The organism is Chelativorans sp. Marseille-P2723, from assembly GCF_902809845.1.
Classification (GTDB): Bacteria; Pseudomonadota; Alphaproteobacteria; order Rhizobiales; family Rhizobiaceae; genus Chelativorans.
In genome coordinates this window covers 37,263-52,326 of record NZ_CADDWI010000012.1, presented here as the reverse complement: position 1 = coordinate 52,326, position 15,064 = coordinate 37,263, and the positions used below count along the sequence as shown (strand labels likewise).

General features: G+C 59.5%; 16 protein-coding genes and 1 riboswitch. Of the genes, 9 read left to right on the top strand and 7 right to left on the bottom strand.

Annotation, left to right across the window (positions count from 1 at the left end):
- The first annotated feature begins 76 nt into the window (after positions 1–76).
- Positions 77–1,273 (top strand): phosphoglycerate kinase, encoded by a 1,197-nt coding sequence (locus tag HUS57_RS10245; protein ID WP_173933381.1) that lies wholly within the window; start codon positions 77–79, stop codon positions 1,271–1,273.
- Between the two features lie 97 nt (positions 1,274–1,370).
- A complete protein-coding gene (locus HUS57_RS10240; RefSeq protein WP_173933379.1) occupies positions 1,371–2,396 on the top strand; it encodes a class I fructose-bisphosphate aldolase in 1,026 nt (341 codons plus the stop codon).
- Positions 2,397–2,432: 36 nt separating this feature from the next.
- On the opposite strand, the gene HUS57_RS10235 is transcribed toward HUS57_RS10240, so the two are convergent.
- On the bottom strand, positions 2,433–2,594 hold the full coding sequence (locus tag HUS57_RS10235) for a hypothetical protein (protein WP_173933377.1): 162 nt from the start codon (positions 2,592–2,594) through the stop codon (positions 2,433–2,435).
- Positions 2,595–2,742: 148 nt separating this feature from the next.
- On the opposite strand from HUS57_RS10235, the gene HUS57_RS10230 reads away from it, so the two are divergent.
- Positions 2,743–3,537 carry an SDR family oxidoreductase gene (locus HUS57_RS10230; RefSeq protein ID WP_173933375.1) on the top strand — a complete coding sequence of 265 codons (795 nt, stop codon included), beginning with the start codon at positions 2,743–2,745 and terminating at the stop codon, positions 3,535–3,537.
- Between the two features lie 421 nt (positions 3,538–3,958).
- Here HUS57_RS10230 and HUS57_RS10225 read toward each other — a convergent pair whose 3' ends face one another.
- Together HUS57_RS10225 and hpt are read right to left on the bottom strand one after the other, a co-directional pair.
- Positions 3,959–4,324, bottom strand: a complete 366-nt coding sequence (locus tag HUS57_RS10225) for a response regulator (protein ID WP_173933373.1) — start codon at positions 4,322–4,324, stop codon at positions 3,959–3,961.
- A gap of 42 nt (positions 4,325–4,366) precedes the next feature.
- Entirely contained in the window at positions 4,367–4,915 is a 549-nt protein-coding gene (gene hpt / locus HUS57_RS10220) for a hypoxanthine phosphoribosyltransferase (protein ID WP_173933371.1), read from the bottom strand.
- 391 nt (positions 4,916–5,306) lie between these two features.
- Here hpt and ftsE point away from each other — a divergent pair, with 391 nt between their 5' ends.
- The 4 genes from ftsE to HUS57_RS10200 all read left to right on the top strand — a co-directional run bounded on the left by ftsE (position 5,307) and on the right by HUS57_RS10200 (position 8,660).
- Positions 5,307–5,966 (top strand): cell division ATP-binding protein FtsE, encoded by a 660-nt coding sequence (gene ftsE / locus HUS57_RS10215; protein ID WP_173933757.1) that lies wholly within the window; start codon positions 5,307–5,309, stop codon positions 5,964–5,966.
- Positions 5,959–6,957 (top strand): ABC transporter permease, encoded by a 999-nt coding sequence (locus tag HUS57_RS10210; protein WP_173933369.1) that lies wholly within the window; start codon positions 5,959–5,961, stop codon positions 6,955–6,957. The genes ftsE and HUS57_RS10210 overlap by 8 nt, the downstream gene beginning before the upstream one ends.
- 99 nt (positions 6,958–7,056) lie before the next feature.
- Positions 7,057–7,746 carry a YdcF family protein gene (locus HUS57_RS10205; RefSeq protein WP_173933367.1) on the top strand — a complete coding sequence of 230 codons (690 nt, stop codon included), beginning with the start codon at positions 7,057–7,059 and terminating at the stop codon, positions 7,744–7,746.
- Between the two features lie 101 nt (positions 7,747–7,847).
- Positions 7,848–8,660, top strand: coding sequence for a 1-acyl-sn-glycerol-3-phosphate acyltransferase (locus tag HUS57_RS10200; RefSeq protein ID WP_173933755.1), 813 nt, complete (start codon positions 7,848–7,850; stop codon positions 8,658–8,660).
- A 10-nt stretch (positions 8,661–8,670) separates the two neighbouring features.
- On the opposite strand, the gene HUS57_RS10195 is transcribed toward HUS57_RS10200, so the two are convergent.
- Positions 8,671–9,186: a gamma-glutamylcyclotransferase gene (locus tag HUS57_RS10195; protein WP_173933365.1), complete on the bottom strand. Its 516-nt coding sequence runs from the start codon at positions 9,184–9,186 to the stop codon at positions 8,671–8,673.
- 62 nt (positions 9,187–9,248) lie between these two features.
- Here HUS57_RS10195 and HUS57_RS10190 point away from each other — a divergent pair, with 62 nt between their 5' ends.
- Positions 9,249–10,220, top strand: a complete 972-nt coding sequence (locus tag HUS57_RS10190; RefSeq protein ID WP_173933363.1) for a DUF2125 domain-containing protein — start codon at positions 9,249–9,251, stop codon at positions 10,218–10,220.
- 52 nt (positions 10,221–10,272) lie between these two features.
- Here the strand turns inward: HUS57_RS10190 and HUS57_RS10185 are convergent, their stop codons facing one another.
- A complete protein-coding gene (locus tag HUS57_RS10185; RefSeq protein WP_173933361.1) occupies positions 10,273–11,217 on the bottom strand; it encodes a prephenate/arogenate dehydrogenase family protein in 945 nt (314 codons plus the stop codon).
- Entirely contained in the window at positions 11,217–12,317 is a 1,101-nt protein-coding gene (gene hisC, locus HUS57_RS10180; RefSeq protein ID WP_173933359.1) for a histidinol-phosphate transaminase, read from the bottom strand. Before hisC ends, HUS57_RS10185 begins: the two co-directional genes overlap by 1 nt.
- A gap of 79 nt (positions 12,318–12,396) precedes the next feature.
- Positions 12,397–12,474: riboswitch (SAM riboswitch) on the top strand.
- A 52-nt stretch (positions 12,475–12,526) separates the two neighbouring features.
- Between hisC and metA the strand changes: the two genes are divergently transcribed.
- The gene (metA, locus tag HUS57_RS10175; protein ID WP_173933357.1) at positions 12,527–13,471 is read left to right on the top strand and encodes a homoserine O-succinyltransferase; all 945 of its coding nucleotides are present in this window, start codon (positions 12,527–12,529) and stop codon (positions 13,469–13,471) included.
- A 596-nt stretch (positions 13,472–14,067) separates the two neighbouring features.
- Here the strand turns inward: metA and HUS57_RS10170 are convergent.
- Positions 14,068–14,781, bottom strand: a complete 714-nt coding sequence (locus HUS57_RS10170; RefSeq protein WP_173933355.1) for a DUF4167 domain-containing protein — start codon at positions 14,779–14,781, stop codon at positions 14,068–14,070.
- Positions 14,782–15,064 lie beyond the last annotated feature (283 nt).

Below are 15,064 nucleotides of genomic sequence, written 5' to 3'. Positions count from 1 at the left end.
CGCAAAGAGCCGGGGGCGGCCTTGTCTCCTTTATGCTTGGCTGTATCTTCCCCCCAACACTAACCAGGAGCGACCGATGGCCGATTTCAGGACTCTTGACGATCTTGAGGATATCACGGGCAAGCGCGTGCTCGTCCGCGTTGATCTTAACGTGCCCGTTCAGGATGGCGAGGTGACAGATACGACGCGCATTGAGCGTGTGGCTCCTACCATGAAGGAGCTTACCGACCGCGGGGCGAAAGCGATCCTTCTAGCGCATTTCGGCAGGCCGAAGGGCACGCGCGATCCGAAAGCATCACTAAAGCCAATTGCTCCTGCGGTGGAGAGGATTGTCAGACGCCCAGTCAGTTTTGCGGCTGACTGCATCGGGCAGGAAGCCAAGGACGCTGTGGCGCAGATGGGTAATGGGGCGATCCTGCTGCTTGAAAACACCCGCTTTCATCCGGGTGAGGAAAGGAACGATCGGGAATTTGCCCGTGCTCTCGCCGAAAATGGCGACATCTACGTCAACGACGCGTTCTCCGCCGCCCATCGCGCGCATGCCTCGACCGAGGGGCTCGCCCATCTGCTTCCTGCCTATGCCGGTCGTGTTATGCAGGCTGAACTGGAGGCACTCGAAAAGGGGCTCGGCAGTCCGCAGCGCCCCGTGATTGCCATTGTCGGTGGTGCAAAGGTGTCCACCAAGATCGACCTGCTCTTGAACCTCGTCAAGAAAGTGGACGCGCTCGTGATCGGCGGTGGCATGGCCAATACCTTCCTGGCGGCGCGCGGCACCGATGTCGGGAAATCGCTTTGCGAGCACGACCTTGGCGAGACCGCCAAGCAGATTATGATGGAGGCTGCAGGTACTGGGTGCGCCATCATCTTGCCGGAGGACGCCGTTGTTGCACGCAAGTTCGAGGCGGGGGCGGAGAGCGAAACGGTACAAATCGATGCTGTGCCTGCCGATTCGATGATCCTCGATGTCGGCCCCAGGACATCTGAAAAGGTGCAGGAGTGGCTCGACAGGGCAAAAACGCTCGTGTGGAACGGCCCGCTGGGTGCCTTTGAAATCGAGCCTTTCGATACGGCCACCCTTACGGCAGCGCGCCATGCTGCCACACGCACTCGCGAAGGCGCACTGGTCTCTGTTGCCGGTGGAGGCGACACGGTGGCGGCACTCAACAAGGCGGGCGTGACGGACGATTTTACCTACGTTTCGACCGCGGGCGGCGCCTTCCTGGAGTGGATGGAAGGCAAGACCCTCCCCGGGGTGGCGGCCCTTTCCAAATAGTTCCCTAGTTTCAATCGATTAGGAGCTATGGACGACATTCCGTTTTGAGGCTTCATCTGATAACGACGTTTTTGGTACACGACAGGAGGCATAACAAATGAGCGAACGGCTGGAGGACATCGCTGCCCGTATGGTGGCCGATGGCAAAGGCATTCTGGCGGCCGACGAAAGCAGCGGCACGATCAAGAAACGCTTCGACACGATCAATGTGGAGTCGAGCGAGGGCAACCGCCGGGACTATCGCGAGATGCTTTTTTCCGCGGAGGAAGCAATGCGGAACTACATCTCGGGCGTCATCCTTTTCGATGAGACCCTCCGCCAGAAGGCAAAAGACGGCACGCCGCTCGTAGAAATCATCGCGCGCTCGGGAGCCGTTCCCGGCATCAAGGTGGATGCGGGCGCCAAGCCGCTGGCAGGCTTTCCCGGCGAAACGATCACGGAAGGGCTCGACGGGCTGCGTGAGCGCCTTGCCGAATATCATTCGCTTGGTGCGCGCTTTGCCAAGTGGCGCGGCGTGATCTCCATTTCCGACAATCTCCCGAGTTCGACGGCAGTTAAGCAGAACGCACAAGCGCTCGCGCGCTACGCCGCCCTCTGCCAGGAAGCCAATATCGTGCCGATCGTCGAGCCTGAAGTGCTGATGGACGGTCAGCCCGGCGACCATTCCATCGACCGCTGTTATGAGGTCACGGAATGGGTGCTGAAGACTGTCTTTGCCGAGCTCTACGATGCCCGCGTTATGCTTGAAGGTATGGTGCTGAAGCCAAACATGGTGATCGACGGGAAAAATGCGCGCAAGGCTTCCCGCGAAGAAGTGGCGGAGAAGACCGTGCGCTGCCTGAAGGCGACGGTGCCCGCTGCGGTCCCAGGGATCGCCTTCCTCTCCGGAGGCCAGTCCGATGAGGAAGCGACTGCGCACCTTTCCATCATGAACGCTTCCCATGACGTTCCGTGGAAGCTTACTTTCTCTTACGGACGCGCCTTACAGGCCGCCGCGCTGAAGGCATGGAGCGGCCGCAGCGAGAATGTCGCCGCCGCTCAGCGCGCCTTTGCCCACCGCGCAAAAATGAACGGCCTGGCCGCCAGCGGAAACTGGAAGCAAGAACTCGAAGCTGCTGCATAATGCAGGAAAAGCCCTCCCCGCCCGGGGAGGGCTTTTTTAGTTGCCGTGGCTGAGAACCGCGGTAAGGGCAATCGCCAGCAGGGCGACTACAGCCAGCTTCCAGAAGTCTCTTCGCTCTCTCAGGCCCGGCAGGCCGAGGGGCCGAATGATGTGCAGGACCATCATGGCCACGATCAGGAGCGACAGGATTTTGGTCATTTGATCATGCGGAGAGCCGGAGGGCGGTTGACGTAACTGCCGCTTTGACTGCATTTTCGGCGGGATGTCAAAGACTGCAGGTGCAACAGGCGAACAACACCTCAGGGAGCTTGGCAGCTTGTGCGCGCCGTCGCGTTGGGGTGAGACAATGGCACTCAATGGAAAAACGGCAATAGTCACGGGAGCGGCAGGAGGTATTGGCTATGCCATAGCGGAGCGCTTCCTGCGGGAAGGAATGCGCGTCGTCATCGCCGATATCGATGCGCAGAAGGGTGAGCGTGCAGTCAAGGACCTCGAAAAGCTCGGGCAGGTATTGTTCGTCAAGGCGGATGTGGGAAAAAGCCTGGACGTGCATAATCTCATGGCGTCGGCTATTGACGCATTCGGCGATATCGACGTCCTTGTGAACAATGCCGGCATCGTCCACGCGGCGGATTTTCTTGACCTCAAGGAAGAGGACTTCGACCGGGTTCTTCAGGTGAATCTGAAAGGCGCCTTTCTTGTCGGCCAAGCGGTAGCTCGTTTCCTGGTTGAGAAAGTGCAAAAAGGCGGGCCTGCCGGAGCGATCATCAACATGTCCTCCGTCAATGCAGTGTTCGCCATCGCCAACCAGGTTCCCTATTCCGTCTCCAAGGGCGGGGTGAACCAGCTCACCAAGGTCATGGCTCTTTCGCTCGCTCCCTACGGCATCCGTGTCAATGCCATCGGCCCGGGATCGATCATGACGGACATGCTGGCCAGCGTGAACGCCGACCCTGAGGCGCGCAACCGCATCCTTTCCCGCACACCAATGGGGCGGATCGGTGAGCCCCGGGAGATTGCCTCCATCGCAGCCTTCCTGGCTTCTGACGACGCCAGCTATCTCACCGGGCAGACCATCTATGCTGATGGCGGGCGCCTGCCGCTCAACTACACGGTCGAGCTCAAGGCGGACGAAGATTAGCCACGTCCTTCAGGAGCGCGAGGCTCTCTGCCTGCACGATCTTGTGCTGAACGGTACATTTCGCGACTTCTGCTTGCGCACGGCGATAACGGTCCGCTGCAAGAGGAATGACGCCCTTCCTCATGGCGAGGTTGGATCGTTGAGTCCAGAGCCGCTTGAAGGGACGAATTCAGCCTGGCCGCCTCGATTTTCCCGTAGTGCGGTATGAACTTAGGGCAACCTTCGCTTTGATCCGCTGCCTGCGCGGGGCACAGCCGCGCCGCGCTGCATGTTGGTCCTGGTCCCGTCCAGATTCTTGGGCCATCGCTCCCGCTGGCGGGCGATATCGGGGCAATCCCGTAGCTCGTCGCGATCAGCGTCCTTTTTATGCGTCAGACGTCGGTGTGGACGAATTTCCACACTCGAATTTTCCTGAACTGTGCTAGGCGGCCAGGGCTCTATGTACACGTTCGCGGATTTCAGCAAGCGTGAAGGGCTTGTTGATTACACCCTTGACGGTGCCGTCCAGTTCCGCTGCGCGTTCGCGCTGATCAGCAAAGCCGGTCATGAGGAGAAGGCGCAGGCCCGGAAAGCTGGCGGCGGCTGCGCGCGCCATCTCGATGCCGTCCATGGCTGGCATGCGTATGTCGGACAGCACGAGATCGAAGGCCCCGTCCGCCTCCTGAATTTTCTTCAGCCCGTCCAGCCCGTCTTCGGCGGTTTCCACCTCATGCCCCGCCGCAGCAAGGGCGCGGGCAGTGAACGTTCGGACAGAAAAATCGTCTTCAACGATAAGCACTTTGGTCATGGCACAATTGTCGCGCGCAAATCTTACGGTTCGCTGAACACGTCACTCTTCGGCGTCATCCCGGATCACACCCACGAACGGTAGTTCCCGGAAGGCGTGAGCGACATCCATCCCATAACCGACGACAAAATAGTCCGGGCATTCGAAACCGACGAAATCGGCTTCCAGCTCTGCCTGCCGACGCGAGCGCTTGTCGAGGAGGACGGCTGTCGAGACTGACCGCGCACCACGCGAAAGCAGCAGGTCGCGGGTAAATTTCAACGTCTTGCCCGATTCCAGTATGTCGTCGATCAGAAGGACATCGCGGCCCTTCACGTCGCTTTCAATGTCGCGCAGTACGCGGATTTCGCCGCTGGTCGTGCCTCCGCCATAGCTTGAGATCATGATGAACTCGACTTCCGGAGAGATGCCCGCATCATGCATTGCGCGGATAAGGTCAGCCGCGAAGATGAACGAGCCCTTGAGGACGGAAACCACAAGAAGATCGTTATAGTCGCGCCCTGCGACATCCTTCGCCAGTTCAAGGTTACGGCGGGCTATGGCCGATGAGGAGTAAAGAACCTCAATTATCTTGCCGCGTACGACAGGCATCCGTCCTTACTCCCACAAACGTTTCCGGGAACCGATCTCACACCACCTTTAATAGAGACAGCTCAGCGGCTGTAGAAGTGCAACACGCTTTCCTCCGCAATCTGCCCGCGCCTTGTCCCCAGAAAATAGGGCGCAAGCCAGACCGCGCCATTTCCGGATGTTGGCGGGGATTTACGGAGCGATGATCGCGCTCGATCTCTACCGTCTTTTGTCGCAAGCGCCGGATCATCCTTCCGCTCTTCCTCAATAAGGGATATGAATGAACGATGCTTCGCACCCGGTGCTTCCCACCACCTATCTTCACGATGCGTTAACCATAAATTATGAATGGTGGGATACCGCCCCTTTCCCGCCGGCGGTCCCCGTTCCTCGTCAATGCAGGTCTGTCCACGTGATCCGCTTCGAGAATGTAGGTCTTAGATATGGTATGGGTCCGGAGGTCCTTCGCGATGTCTCCTTTCACCTGCCTGACAAGTCTTTTCAGTTCTTGAGTGGGCCATCGGGAACTGGCAAGACGACCCTGCTCCGGCTTCTTTTCATGTCGTTGCGGCCGACGCGAGGCCTTATCACTATCTTCGGCAAGGATCGCTCGCGGATCACGCGCGAGGAACTGCCGCATCTTCGCCGCCGCATCGGCGTGGTCTTCCAGGATTTCCGCCTGCTTGATCATCTGACTACCTATGAAAATGTGGCTTTGCCTCTACGCGTGCGCGGAAAGGAAGAATCAAGCTACCGCGCTGACGTGGTGGAACTTCTGCGATGGGTTGGCCTGGGCGACCGCATGCATGTGCTGCCACCGGTCCTGTCGGGTGGAGAAAAGCAACGTGCCGCGATCGCACGCGCGCTTGTCGAGCAGCCACGCATCCTGCTGGCGGACGAGCCTACCGGCAATGTGGACCCGCAACTTGCGCGGCGGCTCCTGCACCTCATGATTGAACTTAACCGTATGGGAACCGCCGTGCTAATCGCGACGCACGACATCGGCCTCATGGACCAGGTGGATGCGCGCCGCATGGTTCTTTCCGGCGGAAGGCTCGAAATCTATGACTAGGGCGTCCAGCGGAGCCGGGGCGATCGCCAGGAGTCTCGCACAGCGCGTCAGCACTGCAATCGGCGCCAGATGGAAACGCTCGCTTCTGCGCCATGGACAGACAGCAATCGTGCCAAGGGAGAATGTGGCGGGGCGGGCAATGGTGCTTGTCATTGCCATCATGACCTTTCTGTCCTGCCTCACACTCGGTGCAGTGACGTTGGTACGTGATACCGCTTCCACCTGGCAGACGCAGATTGCTCGCGAGGCGACCATTCAGATCAAGCCGGCGGAGGGCCTGGATATGGGGGGAGCTCTGGCTACCGCCAGGCGAATTGCCGCCAGCTATCACGGCGTGCGCGATGCTTCGATCGTGAGCGACACGGCAACCGCTCGTCTTCTTGAGCCGTGGCTCGGGCCCGGGCTGGATATCAACGAACTGCCGGTGCCGCGCCTCATCATCGTCACCATTGATCCGGCAGACAAACCCGATTTTGCCGCCATGCGCGCAGAACTCCGGCAAGCAGTTCCGAATGCGATCCTCGACGACCATCGCACATGGGTAGACAGGCTGGTTGCCATGTCCCGCACCACAGTCACGATCGGCATGGGAGTCTTGGCTCTGATGCTTTCAGCTACGGCGCTCACCGTCATCTTTGCCACGCGAGGCGCGATGGCGGGTAACGGACATGTCATAGAAGTTCTTCATTTCGTGGGTGCGGAAGCGATCTTCATTGCCCGTCAATTCCGCAGGCATTTCCTTCTGGCTGGCGCACGCGGCGCGGTGGCGGGAGGGCTGGTCGCCGTCATTGTTTTCGTGATCGTGTCATGGTGGTCCTCACGCAACATCGCCACACCGGAGGGCGACCAGGCTGCCGCCCTTTTTGGCACGTTCTCCATCGGCCTCTCAGGCTATCTGGGCGTGGCCTTGATCGTGCTGCTCATCGCCGTCTTAACCGCCGCCACCTCCCACGTCACCGTAATGGCCTATCTTAGGCGGATCGAGCCATGAAAGGGCCGATCACGGGCTGAAGCCAGCCGTAATTTTTTTTTAAGCCGTTCTCCCCAGCGGGGACTGGCATTTACTGTATTTTGAGGTTAGCGATATAGAATGAGTGAACTTGCGGCCTTACACGCGGGGGCTGGCTACAAGCGCCGACGATTCGGGCGCATTGCGTTCCGCGCGGTAGCCGCTGTTTTCCTTTTTAGTATCGGTGCTTTCCTGGCCGGATTTGCTGTTTTCGCTGACCATGTCGCGCATCTTGAACCGCCCAGAGAACTCCAATCCGCGGACGGGATCGTCGTACTGACTGGAGGTCAGTCACGCATTGATGCCGGACTAGGACTTCTGAAGGCGGGGAAGGGTCGGCGGCTTCTTATCAGCGGCGTCAACCCCATCGCGCGCGCGGACGATCTACGGATGGCAACCGGCAGTGACACGGACCTCTTCAGATGTTGCGTCGATATCGACCGTGCCGCGCTCAATACCATCGGCAATGCCGAGGAGAGTGCGAAGTGGGCAAGCGCCAACACTTATGGCAGCATCATTATAGTCACCAACAATTACCATATACCCCGCAGCCTCTTGGAGATGCGCCGCATATTGCCGGGCGCGGACCTGCATCCTTACCCTGTCGTTAACACACCACTGACGGTCGGCGCTTGGCTGACCAATCCCGATGCACTGCGGGTGCTGATGACCGAATATGCGAAGTATCTGGCATCCCTTGCCCGTGGTCTCCTGCTGTTTTCCGGCACCGAGCACGTTCAGGAGTTCAGTGCAGCGGCTGCAACAAGGTAGCTGCTATGCACGCGGTACAGTTCTTCGCACTTTGCCTGTAAGCCCAATTGGGCTAGTCACGGCATCGGGGCGTGAAGTTGCGCCTCGATCCGGGACTTTCAATGCTCATCCTCCGCTCGCTGGCTTTCAACGTTTCTTTCTATCTCAACCTGATCGTCCAGATGATTTTCTGGACACCTGTTTACTTCCTGCTGCCGCGCAAGAAGGCCTGGTTCGTACCGAAGGTCTGGGCTGCTTCATCGCTCTGGCTGCACAAGGTTCTGGCAGGTACACGAGTGGAGATTTCCGGGCTGGAGAACCTTCCTGAAGGGCCGTGCATCATTGCGCCCAAGCACCAATCCTTCTGGGACACGATCGCCTTCCTGCCGTGGATCCCCGATCCTGTCTATATCCTCAAGCGGGAACTGGTATGGATACCGTTCTTTGGTTGGTATGTCGCCAAGATGCGAATGATCCCGATCGACCGTGGAAGCCGAGCAAGAGCGTTGAAAAAGGCCGTCGCGGCGGCCAAGGAGCGCATGAAAGAGGATCGCCAACTCATCATCTACCCGGAAGGCACGCGCCGGCCTCCCGGCGCGGAGCCCCTCTACAAGTACGGCATAGTCGAGCTTTATGCCGAACTGGGCGTGCCGGTTGTGCCGGTTGCCCATGTCGCGGGCCTTTACTGGCCCCGCCGCAAGTTTCTGCGCCATCCCGGGACCATTCACGCCCGCTTCCTGCCGCCGATCGAACCTGGGCTCCCACGCGAGGAATTTCGGGATCGTCTTATCAGTGAAACCGAGGCTGCATGCGACGCCTTGCTGATCGAGGCAGCAACCGGGCCCAATCCACCACCGCTGCCTGAAACGGCATGCCGCCGGTTGGCTGAACTGGGGATCGAAATCGGCACGCCGGCAAGGGCCGCAGTTCTCTGAACCTCACTGATCATGCGATCAGCTCTGCAACCTCTTCCAGCCAGGGATCCCGGATCCCCAGTGCCCTCAGATGCTGGACAGTGTTGATGACATATTCTTCATTGGGCCCGGACCGCCCGGTGGCTCCAGAAACCCTCTGAGCGGCGGACGCGGCGTCCAGCTTGCCCGCATATTGGAAGTGCGTTCGGTCGACGACATAGGCCAGCGCTTCCACGACCGGTCCACCCTCAAGGCGGACGGGAAGGCGTCGCTCCAGATACACATTTGTCACCAATTCGCGCTCGCGCAGATAGGCGAGCACTTCGGCGGAAAGCGCGCCAGGCACAGAGAAGGCTAGACCGAGGCATGATCCGCCCCGATCAAGACCAAGGACGAGGCCCGGCCGTTGCGGGGTGCCGCGGTGAATGTGGGATTTGACACAAAGCGCACGGCGATAGCCGTAAAGTCTTGCTTTTCTCGTCTCCACATGGGCAAAACCGGGGCGCCACATGAGCGATCCGTAGCCAAATACCCAAAAATTGTCCATTTAACCTGAACTCTACGAAGCCATGAATGGCAGGAGCTGATTCGGGTAGCGGGAGAGGTGGGATGGCGTCAAGAACACAGACGGGCTCACGGTTTTCCCGTCGCATTTTATGGCTGGCGGCGGCAATTATCGTCGCTGTTCTGGCCTATACCGGCCTTTGGCACTATGCGGCCAATATGCTGGAGCGCCGCGCCGCGCTGTCAGTGGCGGCAATCAATGGCGACGGTGTGCGCGCGCATTGCGAAGAGCCGGAGGCAAGAGGCTTCCCCTTCCGAATTGGCATATTCTGCCGCAGCGTGTTCTATGAAAATGTGAGAAGCGGGATTTCCTTCAGGGCTGGCACCTTGCGCTCCGCGGCCAATGTCTACCGGCCACGTCGCGTCCTGGGCGAGCTGGATGGTCCGGCCACCATCCAGCTTCCTTTTGTCCTGCCGCTAACTGTATCCTGGGACAGCCTGAGGGGCAGCACCAGGCTTGCCTCGCGGCTTCCCGAAAGTATTGCGCTTGAAGGGCGCAACGTGGAGCTTGCTCCGCTAGAGGGTGGCTCGTTGATTGCGGTCCTTGCTTCCGCGATGCTCCATTCGCGCCAGAAGGAGAACGATCTGGAGACGGCCTTCAGTTTTCAGGGGCTGATGCTGAGTGAAGGGGTTATCCCCGATGTTCCACCGCTGGAGGGCAGGGTGCTTGCTGTCGTGAATGGTGGGATCAGCCTGTTTCGGGGCGAATCGCTGGACGTTAAAGGCCATTCCGCACTGGTGAAGGAAATGGTCGTTGGCCTTGTGGGCGAAGATGCGGCTCTTGCTCTTTCCGGTCCTATCTCGATCAGCTTTGATGGTCTTATAGATGCTGACCTGACCATCCGGATGCAGGACGCCGGAAAGCTGGCCGTTATTCTTGCAAAGCTCTTTCCAAGCGTGGGCAGCGAAGTTGCGAAGATGGCGACCGCATTCGACGATGTACCGATCCAGCTAAAAATTGTGCGCGGGCGGGTATTTGCTGGGTTCATGCCCCTCGGGCGCATTCCCCCGATCTAAAGACCAAGCGCGTGCTGATCCGGCTCATCCAATATGCCGGGGAAGGCGCGTTTTATTCTACGTCTGATTTTTGCGGATGCAGCGCCGCGTGGCGCCCGAAATTGGGCGCATCCACTTCCTGCCCCGCTTCGATGATGGAGCGGCGGATCGCGCGGGTGCGGGTGAAAAGGTCGAAAAGCTTCTCCCCGTCACCCCACCGGATAGCCCGCTGAAGCGCAGAGAGATCCTCCGAGAACCGCGCCAGCATCTCCAGAATTGCGTCGCGGTTGTGCAGGCAAACGTCGCGCCACATGGTCGGATCGGAAGCCGCAAGCCGCGTGAAATCGCGGAAACCGGAAGCTGAATACTTGATCACTTCCGATTTGGTTACGGTCTCCAGGTCATCGGCGGTGCCCACGATATTGTAGGCGATGAGGTGCGGCAGGTGTGAGACGATGGCTAACACCATGTCGTGGTGCTCCGCGCCCATGGTATCAACTTTGGAGCCGCACCTTTCCCAGAATTGCGTCAGATTCTGCAGTGCCTTCTCGTCTGTTGCAGGCAGGGGCGTGAGGATGCACCAGCGCCCGTCAAAGAGGTCGGCAAAGCCGGCATCCGGCCCGGAATGCTCCGTGCCCGCGATCGGGTGGCCGGGGATGAAGTGCACCGATTCCGGCAGAACCGGCGCCATCTGGCGGATGACCGAGGCTTTCGTGGAGCCGACATCGGTAACGATTGCGCCCGGTTTGAGAACGTCCGAAATCGCTTCTGCGACTTGGCCGGACGCGCCCACAGGCACCGATACGATCACCAGATCCGCATCGGCGACGGCGTCGCCTGCTCTTGCGTGATACTCGTCCCCAAGTCGAAGCTCACGAGCGCGTGCGAGTGTTTCGGGCCGCCTTGTGGAAATCGCTATGGACTGTGCCAGATCCTCGCGGCGGATGACGCGCGCCAGCGAGGAGCCGATGAGACCGATACCGATCAATGCGATCTTTTCAAACTTGGGCACAGGCATCAGCCTTTCAGGAACTCGGTAATGGCCGCAACCACGCCGCGGTTTGCTTCTTCCGCTCCCACCGACATGCGCAATGCGTCTGGGAAGCCATAAGCATCTACCCGCCGCAAGATATAGCCGCGCGCAGTCAGATAGGTGTCAGCTTCGGCGGCCGACTTGCCGCTGTCATGCGGGAAATGGATCAGGACAAAATTGCCGACGCTCGGAGTTACCCTCAGACCGAGTTCGGTCAATTCCCTCGTCAGCCAGTCGCACCAGGTTCTGTTATGGGCGATTGCATTTTCCAGATGCACCTTGTCGCGAACAGCCGCCGCTCCCGCTTCGATGGCAAGCGCGTTGACGTTGAACGGTCCGCGCACCCGGTTCACGGCGTTGATCACATGGGCAGGCGCATACATCCAGCCGATACGAAGGCCCGCCAGCCCGTAAATTTTCGAGAAGGTCCGCGTCATGACGACGTTTTCCGAGGAGGATACGAGTTCAATTCCCGCCTCGTAGTCGTTGCGCCGGACGTACTCGGCATAGGCTGCGTCCAGCACCAGAAGCACATGCTGAGGCACGCTCGCCCTCAGGCGACGCACCTCGTCCACCGGCAGGTAGGTGCCGGTAGGATTGTTGGGATTGGCAAGGAAGATCACCCTTGTGCGCTCCGTCACGCAGGCGAGAATGGCGTCCACGTCGGCCCGCTCATCCTTCTCTTTTGCCACGACAGGCGTTGCGCCCGCTGCCAGGATCTGGATGCGGTAGACCAGGAAACCGTGCTCGGTATAGATGCCTTCATCGCCGGGCTTCAGATAGGTATGGGCAAGCAGGCCAAGCAATTCGTCCGATCCGTTGGAGCACAGGATGTTTGCCGGGTTGAGCCCGTGCACTTCGGCAATCGCCTCGCGCAGCTTGGTCGCAGCGCCATCGGGATAAATCTCCAGATGGCGGCTTGCCGCTTCGATTGCCTGAACAGCCGCCGGGGAGGGGCCGAGAGGCGTCTCATTGGAGGATAGCTTCCAAACCTTGGCTGCGCCTGCTGCGGTCTCGCGGCCGGGCACATAGGCAGCTATATCCATGATGCCAGGCTTGGGCTGCGGGCGGTCGGGCATTGTCATCAGAACAGTTCCAGTGATCGAAGCGGCCTGCTTTAGCTCATCAGGTCCATTGACGCAAAGGGTAGCCGGTCCTAAATAACTTGCAGTTCGTGGTGATTTGGCCGGTCGGCTTGCAGCCACGTAAAACAAGTTGCTAAAAGGCCGAGCGATGCAAATCTGCTGAGACCGGCCGCGATTTCGCCGCCGGTCTTTTGTTTTGGAGCCGCAGAATGCCCATCAAGATTCCCGACCAGCTCCCCGCTCGCGACGTGCTTGTACGCGAGGGCATCTCAGTGATGGACGAGGGAACGGCGCTGCGCCAGGACATTCGGCCGTTGCAGATCGGGCTCCTCAACCTCATGCCGAACAAGATTCGCACCGAGACCCAGTTTGCCCGGCTGATCGGCGCGACGCCACTGCAGGTGGAACTGACACTAATCCGCATCGGCAATCACAGGGCCAAGAACACGCCGGAAGACCATCTCATTTCCTTCTACCAGACATGGGAGGAGGTGGCGGACCGCAAGTTCGACGGCTTCATCGTTACTGGCGCCCCGGTGGAGTTGCTGCCCTTCGAGGAGGTGACTTACTGGGATGAGCTGTCCCGTATTTTCGAATGGACGAAATCCAATGTTCATTCGTCCTTCTTCATTTGCTGGGGTGCTATGGCCGCTGCCTGGCATTTCCACCGAATTCCGAAACACACGCTTCAAAAGAAGGCGTTCGGCGTGTTCCGGCATCGTAACAATGCGCCGGCTTCTCCCTATCTGGCTGGCTTCTCGGATGACTTTGCCATTCCCGTCTCACGTTGGACGGAAGTGCGCCGTGCTGACATCCCTGCCGGTTCGGGGCTTGAAGTGCTGATGGAGTCGGATGTCACGGGGCCGTGTCTGCTTACCGAGACGACGGGTAACCGCCTCTACATGTTCAACCACATTGAATATGATTCCACCTCGCTGAAGGAGGAGTATGAGCGCGATGTGGCCGCTGGCGTGTCCATCGGTGTGCCACACGGGTATTTTCCTGACGATGATCCGACGAGCCCGCCGCTTAACCGCTGGCGTTCGCACGCTCATCTGCTCTTTGGCAACTGGATCAATCAGGTCTATCAGACCACACCCTACGATCTGGAACAGATCGGCGCGCTGGCACAAGTAGTTCGCGGCGACGGTTAGTACTAAAGGATCCTGGTCAACGCGGAGAGGGAGGCGATCTTGCGGCCGTGCCTGATGAGAGCGTTCGCGGGAACGATGGTGGCGGTGATCGCTACCTTGACAGGCTTACCGGGAGAGCTTCGTATTTGGCCCTGAGCGCCCGGTTGACCCGGGTGGCAACGGCAGCGTGAAGGGCACAACGCCGCCGCAACCTTGGGCATGCTTGTGTGAAAGCTTCTTTGGCCGATGACCTCTCGTTAGGCCAGGCGAAGCGCTTCACCCGTTTGATAGCCGCGCTGACGCTATATCGAAGCGGGCTGCTGGTGCCGCGACATCCTTCCTGCTTCACCGCCGCCACATGTTCGCGAAGATCACGGGAAAGCGGCATGGTCATCCATGCCGGCCCAAAGCCAGCATGGTGACTAACTCACCGCAAAGGGAGAACCCAAGGCGTTTCAGCCCCTCTTCATCCCGCCTAGCAGGCGGCACCAGGAGAAATACGATCTCCTCGGCGATGGGGTGTTGCTTGAGAACGCCTGACGCCTGGATCGCGCCCACTACAATGCAAGGTGGGCAATGTCCTGTTGTATACTGGTGCGCGGCCCGGCTCTGAAGCTTCAGCCTTGAGCGGCTGCTTCCTCCGATGCTTGGGAGGTATCGCCTGTTTCTGCCGTTGCAGCCGCTTCATCCGTCTTGCGCGTGCGCGTGCGCCGCGTCGTGCGCTTGGGTTTCGGTGCGGCTTCGGCTTCCTCTGCTGCTTTCGCGGCTTCGGGCACTTCTTCGTTCTTGGTGTCGGCCTTTTCGCTCTTGGTGTCGGCCTTGCCGTTGGCGGCCTTCTGGCCATTGGCCTTAGTGCGAGTTGATCTGCTCGCCTGCCGCTCGTTGGCTACAGGCTGTTCCTTAAGCGCCACCTCGGCAGGAGTCCCCTCGATCACCGGCTGGGGGCCCATTCCGTCCTCGACCGGCTTTGAAGGCGCGGGGCTGGCAGCGGCCGGAGCCTCATCATCCTCGCGTTCGTCCGTATCACTATCGAAATCTTCGCCCCGAGTATCCCGCATTTGCTGCTGGGGTTGCATCTGCGCCATGGCTGCAGCGATGATGCGGTTAAAATGCTCGGCATGCTGCAGATAATTTTCCGCCATAACGCGGTCACCGGCGCTCTGGGCGTCTCGTGCAAGTGCTGCATATTTGTCGGCTATCTGCTGAGCCGTGCCTCGGATCTTCACGTCCGGACCATTGCTTTCATAGCTGCGGGTAAGGGGATTGGGACCCTTGCGGTTATTGTTGCCGCCGCGCCCGCGCATGCGCCTGTTTTGCTGTTGTGGCCTCATTCCATTCTCTTCACTTGAGACGACTCTTGTATTTTCAATTTCGCGTATTGATTGGCGGAGAAAACGGGCGTCGAGCCGTCCCTCACATTTCCCCTTGGCGGTGTGCCGCGTCCTTACGAATGGCCGCGAATGCCATGCCCGATCCGCTTCATGTCAAATTTACCCGATGATCCCCGCACGAAAGATATGCGTTTTAAACGCCAGGAAGCAGTCTGTCCGCGGAAACCGAATCGAAACTGGCGCTGCCTGCTTCGCCTCATCGGTAGCCGGAACCTAGCGGCAT